The 18050-nt window shown below is 38.4% G+C and carries 16 protein-coding genes; 15 read left to right on the top strand and 1 reads right to left on the bottom strand.

Translation table 11 applies throughout. The features are described 5' to 3' along the window. Positions 1–44: 44 nt before the first annotated feature. The 10 genes from AC27I2_RS08620 to AC27I2_RS08575 all read left to right on the top strand — a co-directional run bounded on the left by AC27I2_RS08620 (position 45) and on the right by AC27I2_RS08575 (position 11273). Positions 45–1019 (top strand): transposase, encoded by a 975-nt coding sequence (locus AC27I2_RS08620; RefSeq protein WP_138529058.1) that lies wholly within the window; start codon positions 45–47, stop codon positions 1017–1019. A gap of 374 nt (positions 1020–1393) precedes the next feature. Then, complete coding sequence (locus AC27I2_RS08615) at positions 1394–1840, top strand: hypothetical protein (RefSeq protein ID WP_487204004.1); 447 nt, start codon at positions 1394–1396, stop codon at positions 1838–1840. A 272-nt stretch (positions 1841–2112) separates the two neighbouring features. Beyond that, the gene (locus AC27I2_RS08610) at positions 2113–2520 is read left to right on the top strand and encodes a hypothetical protein (protein WP_487204003.1); all 408 of its coding nucleotides are present in this window, start codon (positions 2113–2115) and stop codon (positions 2518–2520) included. A gap of 228 nt (positions 2521–2748) precedes the next feature. Beyond that, complete coding sequence (locus AC27I2_RS08605) at positions 2749–3132, top strand: DUF4174 domain-containing protein (protein WP_487204002.1); 384 nt, start codon at positions 2749–2751, stop codon at positions 3130–3132. Positions 3133–3253: 121 nt separating this feature from the next. Continuing rightward, the gene (locus AC27I2_RS08600) at positions 3254–4210 is read left to right on the top strand and encodes a protein kinase family protein (protein ID WP_487204001.1); all 957 of its coding nucleotides are present in this window, start codon (positions 3254–3256) and stop codon (positions 4208–4210) included. A gap of 142 nt (positions 4211–4352) precedes the next feature. Further along, entirely contained in the window at positions 4353–4982 is a 630-nt protein-coding gene (upp, locus tag AC27I2_RS08595; RefSeq protein WP_006791732.1) for a uracil phosphoribosyltransferase, read from the top strand. A 138-nt stretch (positions 4983–5120) separates the two neighbouring features. Next, the gene (locus AC27I2_RS08590) at positions 5121–6359 is read left to right on the top strand and encodes a uracil-xanthine permease family protein (protein WP_487204000.1); all 1239 of its coding nucleotides are present in this window, start codon (positions 5121–5123) and stop codon (positions 6357–6359) included. A gap of 144 nt (positions 6360–6503) precedes the next feature. Continuing rightward, positions 6504–8249, top strand: a complete 1746-nt coding sequence (locus tag AC27I2_RS08585; protein WP_487203999.1) for an HAD-IIB family hydrolase — start codon at positions 6504–6506, stop codon at positions 8247–8249. Further along, entirely contained in the window at positions 8242–9462 is a 1221-nt protein-coding gene (locus AC27I2_RS08580) for a glycosyltransferase family protein (protein WP_138529048.1), read from the top strand. Before AC27I2_RS08585 ends, AC27I2_RS08580 begins: the two co-directional genes overlap by 8 nt. 32 nt (positions 9463–9494) lie before the next feature. Further along, positions 9495–11273 (top strand): sugar phosphorylase, encoded by a 1779-nt coding sequence (locus AC27I2_RS08575; protein ID WP_487203998.1) that lies wholly within the window; start codon positions 9495–9497, stop codon positions 11271–11273. Positions 11274–11318: 45 nt separating this feature from the next. On the opposite strand, the gene AC27I2_RS08570 is transcribed toward AC27I2_RS08575, so the two are convergent. Continuing rightward, a complete protein-coding gene (locus AC27I2_RS08570) occupies positions 11319–14162 on the bottom strand; it encodes a TonB-dependent receptor domain-containing protein (RefSeq protein ID WP_487203997.1) in 2844 nt (947 codons plus the stop codon). A gap of 638 nt (positions 14163–14800) precedes the next feature. On the opposite strand from AC27I2_RS08570, the gene AC27I2_RS08565 reads away from it, so the two are divergent. From AC27I2_RS08565 to AC27I2_RS08545, 5 genes are all read left to right on the top strand, one after another. Beyond that, positions 14801–15190: a cytochrome b562 gene (locus AC27I2_RS08565; protein WP_058404205.1), complete on the top strand. Its 390-nt coding sequence runs from the start codon at positions 14801–14803 to the stop codon at positions 15188–15190. A gap of 9 nt (positions 15191–15199) precedes the next feature. Next, entirely contained in the window at positions 15200–15586 is a 387-nt protein-coding gene (locus tag AC27I2_RS08560) for an OsmC family protein (protein WP_058552376.1), read from the top strand. A gap of 329 nt (positions 15587–15915) precedes the next feature. Beyond that, a complete protein-coding gene (locus AC27I2_RS08555; protein WP_058552375.1) occupies positions 15916–16182 on the top strand; it encodes a hypothetical protein in 267 nt (88 codons plus the stop codon). Positions 16183–16314: 132 nt separating this feature from the next. Further along, positions 16315–17121 (top strand): alpha/beta fold hydrolase, encoded by an 807-nt coding sequence (locus AC27I2_RS08550; RefSeq protein ID WP_487203996.1) that lies wholly within the window; start codon positions 16315–16317, stop codon positions 17119–17121. 5 nt (positions 17122–17126) lie between these two features. Next, entirely contained in the window at positions 17127–18050 is a 924-nt protein-coding gene (locus tag AC27I2_RS08545; protein WP_219422179.1) for a diguanylate cyclase, read from the top strand.

Here is an 18050-nt window from a genome sequence, read left to right as displayed (position 1 = left end):
TTTTACTAACTTTCAATTAGTGCAAAATATAATCAGGGTGTCACATGGCAATTGCAAGAAAGCGTCAAGTAAGTTTGGTTGATACAAAGTATTATCACTGTATTTCACGTTGTGTTCGACGTGCTTTCTTGTGCGGTGAAGATCGTTTTACAGGTCAATCTTTTGAGCATCGCAGAGGGTGGGTTGAAGATAAGCTGCTTGAATTAGCAAAGGTATTTTGTATTGATGTATGTGCTTATGCAGTCATGAGTAACCACACCCACTTAGTCCTGTATGTAGATGATAAAAAAGCGGATCGGCTAAATGATAAAGCAATTGTTATTCGTTGGCACAAGCTATGTAAAGGCACCGCACTTACGCAAAAATACATACAAGGTGAGAAGTTAAGTAAAGCTGAGCTTATCTTTTTTAATCAAACAGTAAAACAATACCGTGAACGGCTAGCAAGTATCAGTTGGTTTATGCGGTTATTAAATGAAGATATTGCGCGTAAAGCGAATAAAGAAGATAACTGCACAGGGCGATTCTGGGAAGGCCGCTTCAAGTCACAAGCGCTACTTGATGAAGCAGCATTGGCAGCCTGTATGGCATACGTTGATTTAAACCCAATTAGGGCCAAAATGGCAAACACGCCAGAAGAGTCATCACATACGAGTGTGCAAACACGATTAGAAAGTGCAACAGAAGGCAAACAACCAAAAAAACTATTACGTTTTGCCGGAATACCACGTCAAATCATGCCAAAAGGGTTACCGTTTGAACTTAAAAGCTACCTTGAACTGGTTGAATTAACAGGACGTTGTATACGAGAAGGTAAACGCGGGTATATTGAAAGCACACATTTGCCCTTACTAGAAAGAGTAAATATCTCCCCAGAAAACTGGTTAAAACTGACCACGCAATTTACGCACGTATTTCACGGCGCAGTAGGCAGGGCAACCTCACAAGAAAGTTACTGTGAAAATCTACATAGAAAAAGGCGAGCAAATATAGGTAACTGCGAAAAGCTACTGGCATAAAGTTTAAAGTCTTCAATAAAGAATTAAAACTGCAATCATGCAGTTATTTTCATGCGTGTAATTTAGGTTTAACAGTGATAAGCGCTCACTTAACGAACTATGTGCGGGTGATGATGTAAAAAGAGATAAGTTTTTAGCCAAAAAGAGTAAACTTAGTCGCACCGTTTTATTTACTCAATTAAAGTGGCTGTCTTGTTTATTAATTGTCTTGTTTATTAATTGTCCTATTTTAATATTTCTCGTAAGATTGGTATAACTAATTGAATCTAGAAAGGAACTCGGCTATGGTTGAACCATGAATAAAAATAAATTTAAGACGAGTTAATCTACATGTTATTAAGGGATAAATTTAAATCAAAAGAGCAGGTACTAAATTGAAAAAAGTAACTGTTGGGGTATCGTGCCTGATGTTGTTTAGTTGCGCTCAACCATTTTATGATAAGGAAACCTCTAGCTTAGCTAATTATACAAAGCTAGAACGTGAAGTAAAAGAGCAAATACTACGTGATACTCAGTCAATAAATTGTAAAAACAATCAAATAATAGTAAATCGTAAAAGAACACTAAATGAGAAGTATAGGGAAGGAAAAAATCCTATTTTAGCTACAGAAGATCAAAAAGCAAAAGTGGGACTCAAAGGGTTCCTCATGCCCGTTTTCATTTCAAAAACAGAAGATGTAGAGAGTTTTACTGATTACTGGGAAATCGAAAAATGTAGTAACCATTTGGTATATCGAATTGATGTTGTTGAAACTGAATCTGGACATGGCTTAAAAATAAAGAGTCAAGATCCAAATATAGAAATAACTTCAGACAATTAACCCCTCTATCAAGCAGAGTAAACTGATAAATTTTACTTTGTAGCTTTTCTATTTCATTTTCGCGGGCAAAAACCAGTCAAATGAAATTTATCAGTTATCAGGGCATTGAGCCTGTAGAATTACTCACTTAAAATAAAAGCAGCTTGTTTTATGGGGTTAAAATGCATTACCTAATGCTTTAAAAACGCTTAGGGTTATTTATAGAAGCCCGTTTCTAATTGAGTTTGACTGTTGAAGTTATTCTACAGTCCCATTATTTGCCAAGGAATATTATGCGTACGATTCTGGCTTTAGTGCTTTTCATAATATGTTTCCCATTGCTAGCATGCCGGCCATCGCCTGTTGATCTTGCAAAGGAAGTTGCTGAAGCTGACGTTGTTGCAATAGCTTACATCACAGGAATTTTTTCTCCAGAAGCTGAAGCAGTTTTGCTAAATGATTCAAATGAGCCATCAGAGGAGATTGAATATCGTATTATCATTCCCGTTCAAAAGAGTGTTAGGTTAATTACAGAGCGTTCCTTGAAAGGAACAGCAAATAAAATAAATCAAACGACCACGGGTTGTTCATTTCATGGAGAGTTAATGGACAGAATAATTTTACTGAAAAAGGACTCTAGAGTTTGGGTAAGGCACTTAGATACGGAAGCCAGACAAGTTTTAAAAAGTCTAGAGCAGTAGGCAACTAACAAGTGACGATGGTAAAAATCAACATGACACCCATCCTAAATCTTGCATTTTAAGCGGGTTAAAACAACAATCTCAACCACACAAATATTTTACAGCTATAAACGCTAAAAAATAAAATAAGCAAAACTACAATGTTAAACAGAGCGTATTTAATAATTAAATTCTAATTTTAGGTTATGCTATGAGACAACTCAGGTACCTTTTTTACTTGCACTTGGCTTGTTTTCAAACGCCAGTGAAAGTGCTCTATTGAATTATTTTTCCACTTTACGATGGGAAAACCGGCTGATCATCGTAAATCAACCAACAGATCCAGATTACGTATTAAGCCTTATGAAAAATCACTCAGAGGGCATTGTTGACCGGCATATAGTATGGTTTATTTTAAAAGATAGTGAGGCTTTAACTAACTACTCTGGCCAATTATCCGAGTCATTTATGTCGAATATTAAACAGCAGTACCGACTCAAAAAAAATACTGTTACTTTAATAGGAAAAGATGGGGGCATTAAATCTCAAGGAAGCACCGTTGATGTTAAAGCACTCTTTTTGACCATAGACGCTATGTATATGCGACAACGAGAAATACAGCAAAAAAACTAAGATGGGTGTCATTTGAAAAGGAAAGCTGTGAACATATTAAACTGTATGGTTTCTATTAAGTACTTTCACCTATAACTTCGTCTAATGTTAAACTACAAAAAATTAATAACTTAATACAGCTATGGCATTTTACCTTCCTTTATTACAGCCTCACTTTAAACATATTGAAATAGGTGAAACACTTACTTCGCTGTGGAGCGGGTGTGGCAGTATTGTTGAGTGCAGGCTTGATAATGTGCCTTGTGTTATTAAGGCGATTAAAATACCCAATCACATAAACCACCCTAAAATAAAACAAAGTAAGTTTGCACTAAAAAGAAAGCAGCAGTCTTACCATGTTGAGTATCATTTTTATAAGCTTTATAGCCATCATTTACCTAAAACAGCAAAGAGTATTGCATGTGTGAAGGCTATTAATTTTGGCGATGAGTATGCGCTGGTATTTAAAAATTTTACTCAGTTTGGGTTTACTCAAGCCAGCTCATTACATATAAAGCCAATATTAAAGTGGCTTGCTCACTTCCATGCGTTTAATTTGAATAAGCAGCATGATGAATTATGGGGGCAGGGGTGTTATTGGCATTTAAATACTCGGCCAGATGAATTTAACGCGCTTATGTCAAACACTAATAACGAGTTTGATATAAAAGTAGTTGCTAAAAAATTAGCTTATCAGCTAAAACACGCTAAGTATAAAACGTTACTACATGGCGATGCTAAAGTGGCCAATTTTGCCGTTAATTCAAATAATGAGATACGTGGTTACGACTTTCAGTACACAGGCGCTGGCGTTGGTATAGTCGATGTTATGTATTTTATGACGAGCTGCTATAGCTGTGAAGAATTACATGCTAATGCAACAAGCGAACTTACCTATTATTTTTATGAGTTAGAACATGCACTAACTCAGTATCAACCTAATATACCTGCTCAAGCGGTAACAAAGGAATGGAAAGCGTTGTGGCCTGCTGCTTGGGCTGATTTTTATCGCTTTTTAGCCGGCTGGAGCCCGGAGCATTACAAAATAAATAGTTATATGCATGACCAAGTTGTGAGTTGGTTTGAAACCAACAGCTGAACTTTTACAATTGTGTTGTGCATAAATATCAAACAAACACATATATTTGCGCACAATGTATGAGAATTGGTTTAAAACTACAGGTCAAATGATCATTTTTAATATAAAATATCGCTAATTATTGTCTAAGTAGGTTTTCATCATGGCTATTCACGTTATTACTCATCCACTTGTTCAACATAAATTAGGTTTAATGCGCGCTTTCGGCATTAGCACTAAAAGTTTTCGAGAGCTGTGCTCAGAAGTCGGCACATTATTAACGTACGAAGCAACGAAAAATATTCCCCTTGAAGACAATGAAATAACCAGTTGGGATGGCAACAAACTTAACGTACAGCATATTAAAGGTAAAAAAATTACAGTGGTGCCTATCTTACGTGCAGGTTTAGGTATGATGGATGGTGTTATGCAGTTGTTGCCTGCGGCTAAAGTGAGCGTAGTTGGCCTTCAACGCAACGAAGAAACGCTTGAGCCAATTCCTTATTTTGAGAAGTTGGTTGGTAACATTGAACAACGTCTTAGCTTGGTTATTGACCCGATGCTTGCAACAGGTGGCTCGATGATTGCCACAATAGACATGTTAAAAAAAGCGGGCTGTAAAGAAATCAAAGTTATAGTGTTAGTTGCAGCCCCTGAAGGGGTAGAAAAAACGTTAGCAGCTCACCCTGATGTAGAAATATTTACCGCAGCGGTAGACAGCCACTTAAACGAGAAAGGATATATAGTGCCTGGTTTAGGTGATGCGGGTGATAAAATATTTGGTACGGTGTAGTCATCATTAATTAGCGTTAATTGTGTTTCGCGTTATGGGCAACGCAATTATAAAAGAGGCTTTCTGAGGAAGGCCTTTTTCGTGTTTGTTTATTACTTTATAACTGCAAAAAGCAATGTTTAAATTTAGGAGTGTGTAGTGAAAAGTAACGCAACGTTTTCAATTAAAACAATTTTAACTGGCGCACAAATGCTATTTGTTGCATTTGGTGCGTTGGTATTGGTACCGCTATTAACAGGGCTCGATCCAAGTGTTGCACTTTTTACAGCAGGTGTAGGCACATTACTATTTCAATTGGTGACTAAAGGGCAGGTGCCTATATTTTTAGCCTCCTCGTTTGCGTTTATAGCACCCATTATTGCTGGGGTACAAATGTGGGGCGTACCCGCTACGATGGGCGGGTTGATGGCCGCCGGCGTAGCTTATATGTTATTAAGCTTACTCGTTAAATTTAAAGGTGTCGCTACACTTCACAAAATTTTACCTCCGGTTGTTGTTGGCCCCGTTATTATGGTGATAGGTTTAGCGCTTGCGCCTGTTGCGGTTAATATGGCGATGGGTAAAACAGGTGATGGCAGTATTCAGTTAATTGATTACAACAGTGCTATTTTAATTTCCATGTTTTCACTTGTGGTTACGCTTATTTTTGCAGTGTGGGGCAAAGGAGTATTTAAGTTAATTCCTATATTAGCAGGCGTAATATCTGGTTATGGACTATCGCTTATGTTGGGTGTAGTGCAGTTTGAAGCTGTAACCAATGCATACTGGTTTGCTGTACCTAACTTTACTTTACCAGAGTTTAAATGGCAGGCTATTTTGTTTATGGTACCGGTGGCTATTGCGCCAGCTATTGAGCACATTGGCGATATGATGGCGATAAGCCAAGTGACTAAAAAGGACTTTTTAAAAAAGCCAGGTTTGCACCGTACTTTGTTTGGTGATGGGTTAGCAACGTCAGCAGCGTCGTTGTTTGGAGGCCCGCCAAACACCACTTATTCAGAGGTGACTGGTGCGGTCATGCTGACTAAAAACTTTAATCCCAAAGTAATGATGTGGACCGCTATTATTGCGATTGCCTTGGCGTTTATTGCCAAAATGGGAGCCGGATTACAAACCATACCGGTGCCAGTTATGGGAGGGATTATGATTTTGTTATTTGGCTCGATTGCGGTCGTTGGATTAAACACCTTGGTTAAGTTGGGCGATGATTTAACAGCCCCTCGTAACCTAACTATTGTTGCCCTTATTTTAGTATGTGGCATAGGTGGTATGCACATAGGTAGCAGTCAATTTAGTTTAGAGGGGGTTAGCTTGTGTGCCGTTTTAGGTATAGTGCTTAATTTAGTACTCCCCAAAGTAGAGCAAAACGCTGCATAACTTTGCACATTAGTTAAAATATTTGCACCAAATTGGCGCGTTTAAAACGTTCCTTTTTTATAACCTATTAAAAAGGTTATAAAAATAATGTTGGTCTAGTCCCTGCATTTAGTACTCTGAACACTATGTATTTAAGGAGTTACTATGTCAGAGGCCAATATTGTGGATATAACCCCGTTTTTAGCAAAGCATCAACTGCCTTTAAAGTACCAATATTTAAGTGAGCAGTACTTTGTACCCCTTGCACATGACATTCTCGAATCAAAAAAATCATCGACTCCTCTTTTTGTTGGCATTAATGGTTGTCAAGGCTCAGGCAAAACAACCTTAGCTGACTTTTTAGTTACTTGGTTTAGTAACAACACCTCATTAAACACGATTGCGTTATCGATTGACGACTTTTACCTAGGTAAAGAAAGCCGCAAACAACTAGCCGAAGATGTGCATCCATTGTTTGTAACACGTGGTGTACCGGGCACGCATGACACCGAGCTAATGAACACAACAATAACTAAGCTATTAGCTGGTGAGGTAGGGGTTGCATTACCGCGTTTTAATAAACATCAAGATGATTGCGTTGCAAAGCAAGATTGGGTAGCAACCACGGCCCCTATTGATATTGTGATTTTAGAAGGGTGGTGCGTAGGTAGCGAGCCTCAGCCGCTATTTTCTCTCAGTGAGCCACTTAATGAATTAGAGCAATTAAATGACAAAGAAGGTGTGTGGCGTCGGTGTATAAATAGCTGCTTAGCAAACGAATATAAATCTATTTTTAATAAAATAGATTATAAAGTCATGCTAAAAGCACCTAGCTTTTCTGATGTTTTTACGTGGCGAAAAGAGCAAGAACAAAAGCTAATAGCCAAAAATGGTGTTGGTGCTGGCACCATGACCGATGAACAGTTAGTTTATTTTATTTCTCACTTTGAGCGCATAACTCGTGAAAACTTAAACACATTGAGTCGCAAAGCAAACTCATTGATTGAACTTGACAGCAATCGCGACATAGCAAGCATGCACCTGACAAGTGACGATACGTTACAGCCTATTATTTTTACTGATTTAGACGGTACTTTACTCGATCATACCGATTACAACACAAGTAATGTGAGCGAATTACTTCAGCAGTTACAAAGTGCACACATTCCCGTGGTATTTAACACCAGCAAAACATTTTGCGAAGTGGTTGAAATAAAAAATGAGTTAAATATTCAGCAGCCTTTTATTGTCGAAAATGGCGCCGCGGTATTTATTCCGCAAAGCTACTTTGAGCTTAAGCCAATAGGCTGTAAAGAAGTGGCAGGTTATTGGTGTTACGCATTAGCGTCGCCATTATCAAGCTTGTTGAGTGATTTAGACACATTAGATGCGCAATACAAAGCACATTATAAATTATTTAGTGAGCTAAGTAGTGAGCAGATAAGTGAGCTTACAGGTTTAAACAACGCGAAGGCTAGGCGAGCTCAAACCCGTGATTATTCAGACCCTTTATATTGGTATGGTAGTGATGAGTTGCTGAACACTTTTGTAAGTGATGTAACGACATTAGGCTACGACATAAAAATAGGGGGCCGATTTATTCATATTGCTAAAAATACAGATAAAAGCGCTGCTCAGCAGTGGTTAGTTAAACAATTTACCCAACATTTTAGAAAGCCTCTCACAGTAATTGCACTCGGTGATAGTGACAACGATAAGCAAATGTTAGAACACGCTGATATCGCCATCATCATCAATAATCCAAGCAGTAAAAAGCCGGTTAAATTATCACATAACAAGGCACGTTATTCTCAATCGCCCGCGCCGCAAGGCTGGATTGAAGAAATAACGATACTGCCAAGCATTAGCAGCATTTTAAATACTATTGAGGAGCAAAAATCACATGGCTGATTTTTATCAAAATGGCATTATTACGACTTTGCATAACATTGCAGACAGACCCATTGAAGCGCTGGAAGAAGAGCTAGTAGGCTTTAGTAAACAGCGCCCTATGGGATTAATACTTCCTTCTTTATTTAGCGAATTGGAAGGCCCCGCACTTCAAAATATAATAAAAGAATTAAGAGAAGTGCCGTACTTATCACAAATAACAATTGGTTTAGATCGGGCCGATGAGCAACAGTACCGCCACGCACTCGGCTTTTTTAAAGAGCTGAACCAAAATCATAAAGTGTTATGGAACGATGGCCCGCGCTTGCAAGCACTTGACAAAGAGCTTCAAGAATTAGGCGTTGCTCCACGTGAACTCGGTAAAGGGCGTAACGTTTGGTATTGCATGGGCTATAAGCTCGCAACCGCTGAGGTTGAGTCTATTGCACTTCATGACTGCGATATTTTAACCTACGACAGAAGCTTACTTGCGCGTCTTATTTATCCGGTTGCACACCCGCGCTTTAACTACGAGTTTTGTAAAGGGTTTTACCCGCGTACAGCCAACGGCAAAATTAATGGCCGTGTATCGCGTTTATTAGTGACGCCTTTGTTACGTTCGTTTAAAACAATTTTAGGTAATACAGACTACCTTGAATATATGGATTCGTTTAGGTACCCATTAGCGGGTGAGTTTTCGTTTAGGCGTGATGTATTAAACGATATTCGTATACCAAGTGACTGGGGTCTTGAAATAGGCGTATTGAGTGAAATGTATCGAAACTATTCGCATAACCGTTTGTGCCAAGTAGATATTGCCGACAATTACGATCATAAGCACCAGGCGTTGTCGCTTGACGACCAAAGCGCTGGTTTGTCTAAAATGTCGATTGATATTACTAAAGCATTATTTAGAAAGCTCGCTACGCAAGGGGTAACGTTTACCAGCGAGACAATTCGTTCATTAAAAGCAACGTACTACCGCATTGGCTTAGATTTTATAGAAACTTACCACAACGATGCGCTTATGAATGGTTTAACACTGGATGTTCACCAAGAAGAAAAAGCTGTTGAAATGTTTGCACAAAACATTATGGAAGCAGGCCAACACTTTTTAGATAATCCAATGGAAGCGCCATTTGTGCCAAGTTGGAACCGTGTCGTGTCGGCTATGCCAGATGTATTTGAACGTTTAAAAGAAGCGGTAGAACTCGATAACGAAGAATATAGCTAAGTTAAAATAATAAACGGTTAAAGGAGTCGCGTGTGAGTACAGTGAATGAATTATTTTTACAGCGAGTAGAGCAGCATCTACACATTATTTATCAAGATGTTGAGCTGCCATTGTCTATACCAGAGTTTGCACAGCAACTGATAAAAATTATTTTAGGTGACAGTCCTCTTCGCGACCCAACACCCCACACAAACCGGTGGGATGAGCAAGATATTGTACTTATTGCGTATGGTGATTCGATTATCAAACACGATGACGCTGAGTTTGCAGTGTCAAATCCAATTGAAGCGCCGCTTAAAACATTGCACCGATTTATAAAAGAGCAGTGCGATATGCAAATTAACGCTCTGCATATTTTACCTTTTTATCCGTATAGCTCAGACGAAGGCTTTGCGGTAATGAACTACGTGCAAGTAAATGAGTCGTTAGGCGATTGGGAAGATATCAAAAGCATTGCTAAAGATGTAAAGCTAATGGCTGATTTAGTTATTAACCATTGCTCGAGCCGAAGTGTGTGGTTTGAAAACTTTTTAAACGATTTGCATCCCGGCAAAGATTACTTTAAAACGGCAAGCTTAAGCGACGATTTAAGCCAAGTTGTTCGTCCACGCACGTCGTCTTTACTCAATACTGTCACAACACCTAGTGGTGAAAAGCATGTATGGTGCACATTTAGCCATGATCAGGTTGATTTTGATTTTGCTAACCCTGAGGTGTTAAAAGAGTTTGTAGGTATTATCCGTCATTATTTAGATAATGGCGTGCGGCTTTTTAGGCTCGATGCTGTGGCATTTTTATGGAAACAACTTAATACAAGTTGTATTAACCTGCCTCAAACCCATGAAGCTGTCAGGCTAATGCGCACGCTCATTGAGCATGTAGAGCCTAGTGTAGTAATAATTACTGAAACCAATATACCAAACCAAGAGAACCTCTCTTACTTTGGTAATGCCAATGAAGCGCATGCCATTTATAACTTTGCTTTACCTCCGTTACTGCTGCATACCTTATTAAGTGGCGATAGTACGGCACTTAAGCATTGGATGATGAGTATGCCACCGGCCCAAAACGGTACCGCATACTTTAACTTTATTGCATCGCATGATGGTATAGGGCTTAGGCCAATTGAAGGATTGTTGCAGCCAACAGAGGTGGCATCATTGGTAAGTACGACTATGCAGTTTGGTGGTCGGGTTTCAATGCGAACCAGTAACGATGGTACTCATACACCGTATGAGCTAAATATTGCATTATTTGATGCAATGCAGGGGACGCACAATGGCCCAGATAAGTTTGGCTTTGAGCGTTTTATGTGCGCACATGCGATTATGTTTGCGCTTGAGGGAATACCGGGCTTATACATTCATAGTTTACTTGCCACAACCAATGATTATGAACGTTTTGAAAACTCGCAACACAATAGGGCCATTAACCGCCACCGTTGGCAAGAGTCAAAACTATTAGCCGCAATTGGCGAAAAATACAGCCACCACCACAAAGTGTTTTCCGGAATTAAAAACTTGTTAGGTGTTCGAAAAAAACAAAGTGCCTTTCACCCTAATGCCACTCAGTTTACGTTGCATCTTTCTGGAGGATTATTTGGCTTTTGGCGCCAGAGTATAGACCGCAGACAAAGTATTTTTTGTGTATTTAATATTAGCGATAAACCGCAAACGCTTTTATTGGCTGACTTAAATTTAATTAATACGCAGCAGTGGTTTGACTTAGTGTCGGGAAAAACAATAGAGGAAGGGCAGTTAACTATTGAGCTTGAACCGTATCAATGTGTTTGGCTAAGTAATATAAAATAACAAATAGGCCGGGCAAGCGTTGCCTGGCCTATTATTCACTTTAAATTAAAGCTTGTAAGAAAAGCTTACATAACCAAAGCGGCCAATGTTATCGTAGCTTGCACTGCCTGCACCTGTACCACGTGTACCGTATGGTAGTTCACGGTTAAATAGGTTATCTACACCTACTTTAACGCCAACACCACTATCAAAGCTGTAACCTACCGTCATATCGGTGATAAAGTATTTACCGTAGTTCATGTTGCTATTAGGGTTTGAGTTTTGAGCAAGTTCAACGTTTGTGTAAAGGTCGACCTCGTCAATAAAGCGTGTTTCAACGGTACTGAAAAAGCGGTCAATTGAGTAGCTTACAGATAAGTTGGCTTGCCATTTAGCTTCGCCAGATGTACCTGCTGCTTCAATAAAGTTGCTTGGATCATCTTGGAATGGGTAGTCTTTACGTTCAATTAAGTAAGTACCAATTAAACGCGTTTTAAAACTCCCTTCAAGGGCATCAAAATCGTAACCTAATTCAAAATCAACACCAGACGCTTTTTGACCCGCCACGTTTAATACAGAGTTTTGGATTAATGAAATCTCGCTGTTTGTATCGCGCGTAATTAAATTACAGTACTGGTTATTGATGCCTGTAGTACTGTCTACACAGCGGTCAAGAATATCTTGCGCGCTGATTGTATCAATGGCGTCTTCAAGTTCAATTTCCCAGTAATCGATAGTTAATACTGCGTTTTCAATAAACTCTGGTTGGTAAACAATACCTACCGTTGTACTTGTAGATTCTTCACCTTTTACGTCACGGTTACCGCTCGTTAAGCCATTTAAAGACGCTGAATCGTAGTCTGAGTTAAAATCATTTGCTACACCTAATGCAGCACAATTAGCACGACGGGTAGAGCTGTTTGACAAGTCGTTTAGGTTTTCTGCACGACATGGGTCGTCAACTGTGTAGAAAGTCTGGCTAGGTGCGCCAAACACTTCACCAATATTCGGTGCTCTAAGGGCAGCAGATTGCGTTACACGCACGCGTAACTCGTCGTTTACCGTCCAATCTAAACCAAGCTTCCAGCTGGTTGCATCGCCAATGGTGCTGTAATCTGCGTGGCGTACTGCGGTATCAAAAACTAAGTCTTGAATAAGCGGTAAATCTGTTAAAATAGGCATACTCGCTTCAAAAAACACTTCGCGTACATTAAATGAGCCTTTATCTTCGCCAAGCGCATTGAAAAACGTACCTTCTGCGTTATCCGGCTCGTTCGTTTCGCTTTCTTCTTTGCGATACTCTGCACCAAAAGCAATACCCACATAACCGGCTGGTAGCTCAAAAATAGCGCCGTTTGCAAGCGAAGCTGAAACAACAGTTTGCTCAATGGTAGAGTCGCCAATAGACACTGTGTTTATGTAATCAATGGCTTGTTGGCTTGGTGCGCCAAATCCCATAATATTAACAGGTACACAGCCATCAGCTTGCGCCTCTGCGCTACGACACACAATATTACCATTTGTATCTTCAACGGCATCAAGCGCATTAAAGTAGTTAGCTAAAATCATGTTAGCGCCGTTTTCGCGCTCTAATTCTGTTTTACCGTATACGATTGACGTGTCTAGTTCCCAATCTTCAAATACAGTACCTTGTAAGCCTGTGACAAAACGTGTTGTTTCACGTGTGTTGTTTTCAATGCGTCGGCCTAAGTCAGTCATCATACGATTTACCATGATTGACTCAACACCTTCTTCTTGCATACGGGCTTTGATACTTGGGTCTAGATACGGGTTATCTAGCTTAATGCTATTGTCGCTATCAAAAAAGAAAAACGCAGGTTGGCCTATGCTCTCGCCTTGGCTATTTACGTATTTAGCGTCGAAGTATGCATTTAAATCATCAGTCACATCGTAATTAACTTTAAAGTTTACGTTGTAACGTTCAAATTCTGGTTGAATTTCTTCAAACTGACCTAGGTTAAAAAAGTCACAGTTAGCACATGACAGGCCGTCAACATTGTCGCCAATGTATAGATCGCGTGCTGTGCTATCAGGGTTAAAGCTATTCGTGTAACCGTTTTCTAATGCATAAACACCCGCGTTGTTAATCGCGTAGTAACCGGCATTAGGTGTAAGTATTTTGTCAGGGAAATCTGCGCTGTCTTTGTTTTCATCGGTTTGAGCCTGATTACGTAAGCTACTGAACGATGTGCTTGTCCATGGGTGGTCTAAAGCATTTAACGACTCTTGTGAAGAGTACTCTACTGCAAAAGCGGCATTCCCTCGGTCATCATTAAAGTTTGAACCATATGAAAAAGTCGCTTTTTTGTTGTTATAGCTATTTAGATCGGCAAAGCCACGGGTCAGGCTTACATCTAGGCCTTCAATATTATCTTTTAATATAAAGTTTACTACACCCGTTACAGCATCAGCACCATATACGGCAGATGCGCCACCAGTAATAATTTCAACGCGCTCAATCCATACACTTGGTATTGTATTGGTATCAACAGATTGTGAACCCGCAGAACTTGATACGTGGCGCTTACCGTTTACAAGTACAAGTGTACGGTCTGTTCCCATATTACGTAAATCAAGAATGTTTAAACCTGCAGTACCTATAAAGCGACCAGAATTAGCCATTGAGTAAGTACTACCCAGTGCAGGGAGGTTGTTTAATGCTTCACCAATATTAACGGCGCCACTATTTATTAGTTGATCGCCAGTAATTACTGTTACGGGAGCCGGTGCAATAGCACCTTCACGTAATATGCGAGAGCCGGTTACTTCAACACGCTCTATTTTTTTTGCTATCTGCTCTTCTTGAGCGAATACTGTGCTACTCGCTGTTGCAGCAGCGGTTAGTAGTGCACATTTTATGCTGTTAGAAATTAAAGAATAATGTTTCATGTGTTCCCTGATGGGTTTTTGTTTTAAAAATGTTTATCAACGCTGCTATTAATAGACAACGTTGTTATCACATTTAGCTAAAGAATTATCGATTATTACATGCTAATAAATAAGAATAAACCCTCTGCAGGCCCTGCTATTGTTGGCTTTTCTTGTTTTATTAATTTTGTTTATGTTGTTTTATTTTGTAAATTTTGTTTAAGTTTTGCTGATAAATAGATCGCTATTTACTATTTTATTTACCTTCTTTAGTTATGCTATTTACATTGGGTGAGTAAAATTAAATTTAACGTCGTATTTTTGATCTTTTTGTTGTTTATTTCGGCTGGTGGATGCGAGAGTAAGTTTTAGTAATGGCTTCTGTTTTAGCTTACTAAATAAGCTTAAATGTAAAATAAATGTGTGCTTTTGAGTGTTTAGTGACCATGTGTTTTAGCGGCGCTATTTAAAAAAATTTTTAGGTTGAGTAAATTTCATTATCCAGTGACTTAAATGATGCTTATTTGTTGTGATTGTGTGCTAATTTATTTTTTACTAATTAAATGTAAACCCCCTTTACAGTATTAAGTCGTTGTTGCTTCGTTACTTTAAACCCTTTACTTGATACAATTAACAGACTTAAAAATATAGGGTTTTTCATGAAATATTGTTACTTCGTTATTATTTTATTATTGAGCACATTAAGCAATGCAAGCGAGCCTGTAGACCTAGAGTTAAATATGAAAAACACGGGTCTTGCATATAAAAAGGCAGTGCAAGCTACTCAGCTTACAGATTTTAATGCAGCAATTGACGAGTTTATTAACCTGGTTGAAGTAAGTAAAACAGCCAAGTTTTATCAAGAACCTGAAAAGTCTGTGCAAGGTCTAGATAAAGTGCTCTCTCAGGCAAAGCTTGCTAAAAAAGTGGCAAACGAACAAGGCTTAGCAGCAGCGAAAGTACCACTAAAAAGTATTGATAATCTACGTAAAAAGTATCACAAACTACATGAGCCTCCCGGCTTTTTTGAATTATTGTTTGGAAAGTAAGGAACAATTATGGAAATTTCAGTTTCATTATTAGATGGCCAAAAGCAAAGCGCAAAATTTGGTGATTTAGAAGTAATTAGCGATCAAAGTATTGCTGCCGGTGGTGGTGCAGAGCACCCAGAACCATTTGATTATTTTTTAGTAAGCATGGTGTTGTGCGCCGGGTTTTATGCCCGCAAATTTTGTGAGCAACGTGATATTTCTACAGAGGGAATGACACTTACACAAAATAATGAAAATGTAGATGAGAACGGTAAAAAACTATTTTCTATCGAAATTAACTTACCTGATGGTTTTCCTCAAAAGTACAAAAAAGCACTTATTGCAGCAGTGAATACGTGTACGGTAAAAAAAGTAATTCAAGCCGCGCCTGAGTTTTCTGTCGTAGTAAAATAAAGTGTTAACAGGTAGCACTTAAAGTGTTGCCTGTTTTATTAAAAATTTACCTCTTGCGCTTATGGTTCAAAAGTTAGCAAATTTACCAATGCCTTTATTACAAATACTCGCGCCATAGCCATTTCTTATTGTGTTTCTAGTTTGGTGATTACTCGTAATATCTGCTATTTCTTGCTTTAAACAGTAAATTTGTTGACTATTTAAACAAACAAATCAAAAAATAATCACTTAGATCAAAAATACTGGCTATTCATTTTTAGGCTGTTATAACTATAAATAATATAATAAAAATAGTTATACAATATATACAGTAGATACTGAGGTAATTTATGAGCGACGCGATACAACAAGAACAAATAGATCAAGGGGTAATGGAAACCCTAAGAGAGCGCGACCATAGTGCCCTAGCACAGCAAGTTAACCATCTTGCATGCAACCACAACGATATTATTGAGTTGCTGGCTCACTATATGGCGTTGAGTGAGCAAGATAATGACGAATTATTTGATGATTGGTACGATAATTTGTCAAAAGAACAACTCACAGTCCTAAAAGTTTTTGAGGTATACAGAGGCCAATACGAACACCAAAATTAATTCTGTACTATTGTAAGTATGTTTAAAAGTATTTTATATGGCTGCTAATTTAGTTAAAAGTGAATACAAATTAACTTTTAATAGCTTAGCGACAACATTGATTAGTTACTTGTGATAAAGGCGTACTTTAACGTGCTAAATTCAGAAACAATAAAATCTAGAAATAACGTAAAAATAATTGGTAGCGGCCCTAAAACATTATTATTCGGACATGGTTTTGGTTGTGACCAAAACATGTGGCGTTTTTTAACCCCTTATTTAGAGACGCAATTTAGGATTGTGCTTTTCGATTATGTGGGGTCAGGTAATTCGGATATATCTCACTACGACAAACAGCGATACAAGAAACTAGAAGGTTATGCATTAGATGTTATAGAAGTATGTACTGCTTTGGAATTATCTAATGTTGTATTTGTTGGTCACTCTGTCAGTGGTATGATTGGTGCCTTGGCTGCTTTTGAAAGGCCTGATTTAATTAGTAAGTTAATTATGGTATGCCCCTCGCCTTTCTTTTTAAATTTCCCGCCAGATTACCAAGGTGGCTTTGATAAAGAAGACTTGCAAGAATTATTAAGCTTAATGGATAAAAATTATATCGGTTGGGCTGATTACCTTGCCCCTTTAGTTGTAGGTAATGCTAACTCGGCTGAGTTGATTGGCGAGCTTTCAGGTAGTTTTTGTTCTACCGATCCTGTTATAGCCAAAAATTTTGCAGAGGCGACTTTTTTTTCTGACTATCGTTTTCTATTAAAGAAAATAAAACAACCCACACTAATTTTGCAAAGCCAAGATGATGCTTTAGCGGATGTATCTGTTGGTGAGTACGTCAAACAAGAGATAGAAACCAGCTCGCTCATTGTTATAACCGCCCAAGGTCATTGTTTACAAATGACTCATCCCGAGATTGTAAGTGAATCTATTATTAATTACATACAGTAATTGGTGTGAGAAAATTCAACCCAAATAATGTAACACCAACAACTTATTCAGTTGACTGCTTTCTATGCGGTGCTTTAATAACTGACTCTGAAAATACAATTGTTTACGTAAACAACTATTTTGAAAGCCACTTACTTTGGAAGCCGGACGAGTTAGTGGGTCAAAATATAAATAAAATTTTGACAAAATCGTCAAGAATTTTTTTTCAAAGCTACCTTATTCCCACCGTACTTCATGAGAAAAAGTCTGAAGAAATGCAGTTGATAATTTTTAATGGGCAAGGGCGAAAAACCCCGATGACTATTAACGCGCAGATAAATGAAGAGGGATTGGTGTTCTGGAGTTTGTTTAATGCAACTAAGCAAGACCAGCTTTACGATGAGTTGATAAAAACACGAGAAAAGTTAGAAGAGCAAGCTGAAAAACTAAAGTCTTTAGCAGCAACCGATGAGCTAACAGGCTTATTAAACAGAAGAGAAATGAATTACCGAAGTGGGTTGTTATTGGACCAATCGTTAAGGTCAAAGCAAACAATTGCGTTACTTGTTATAGATATAGATGACTTTAAAATAATTAACGATACTTTTGGTCATTTAGAAGGTGACCGAGTTTTAAAAGAGCTTGGGCAAGTACTTAAAAACTTTGGTCGTCAAACAGATTTAATCTCGCGCTATGGCGGGGAAGAGTTTTTAATAATGCTCCCCGACACTGATAAAAAAGGTGCTGTGCTATTTTGTAATAGGCTGCATACACTTATTGCTACGGTTTTAGTGAATGACAACCCTGTTACTGTGAGTATTGGTTTGACTATAAGTAACAATACTAAGTCATTCCTTGATTTATTTACACAAGCCGATAATGCAGTGTATGAAGCCAAAGCACGTGGTAAAAATAGAACGCAGCTATATGGCGACAAGGGTCACCTTTAA

The sequence above is a fragment of the Pseudoalteromonas sp. NH0006-46 genome, from assembly GCF_057547735.1.
This window is presented reverse-complemented; position numbering and strand designations above follow the sequence as displayed.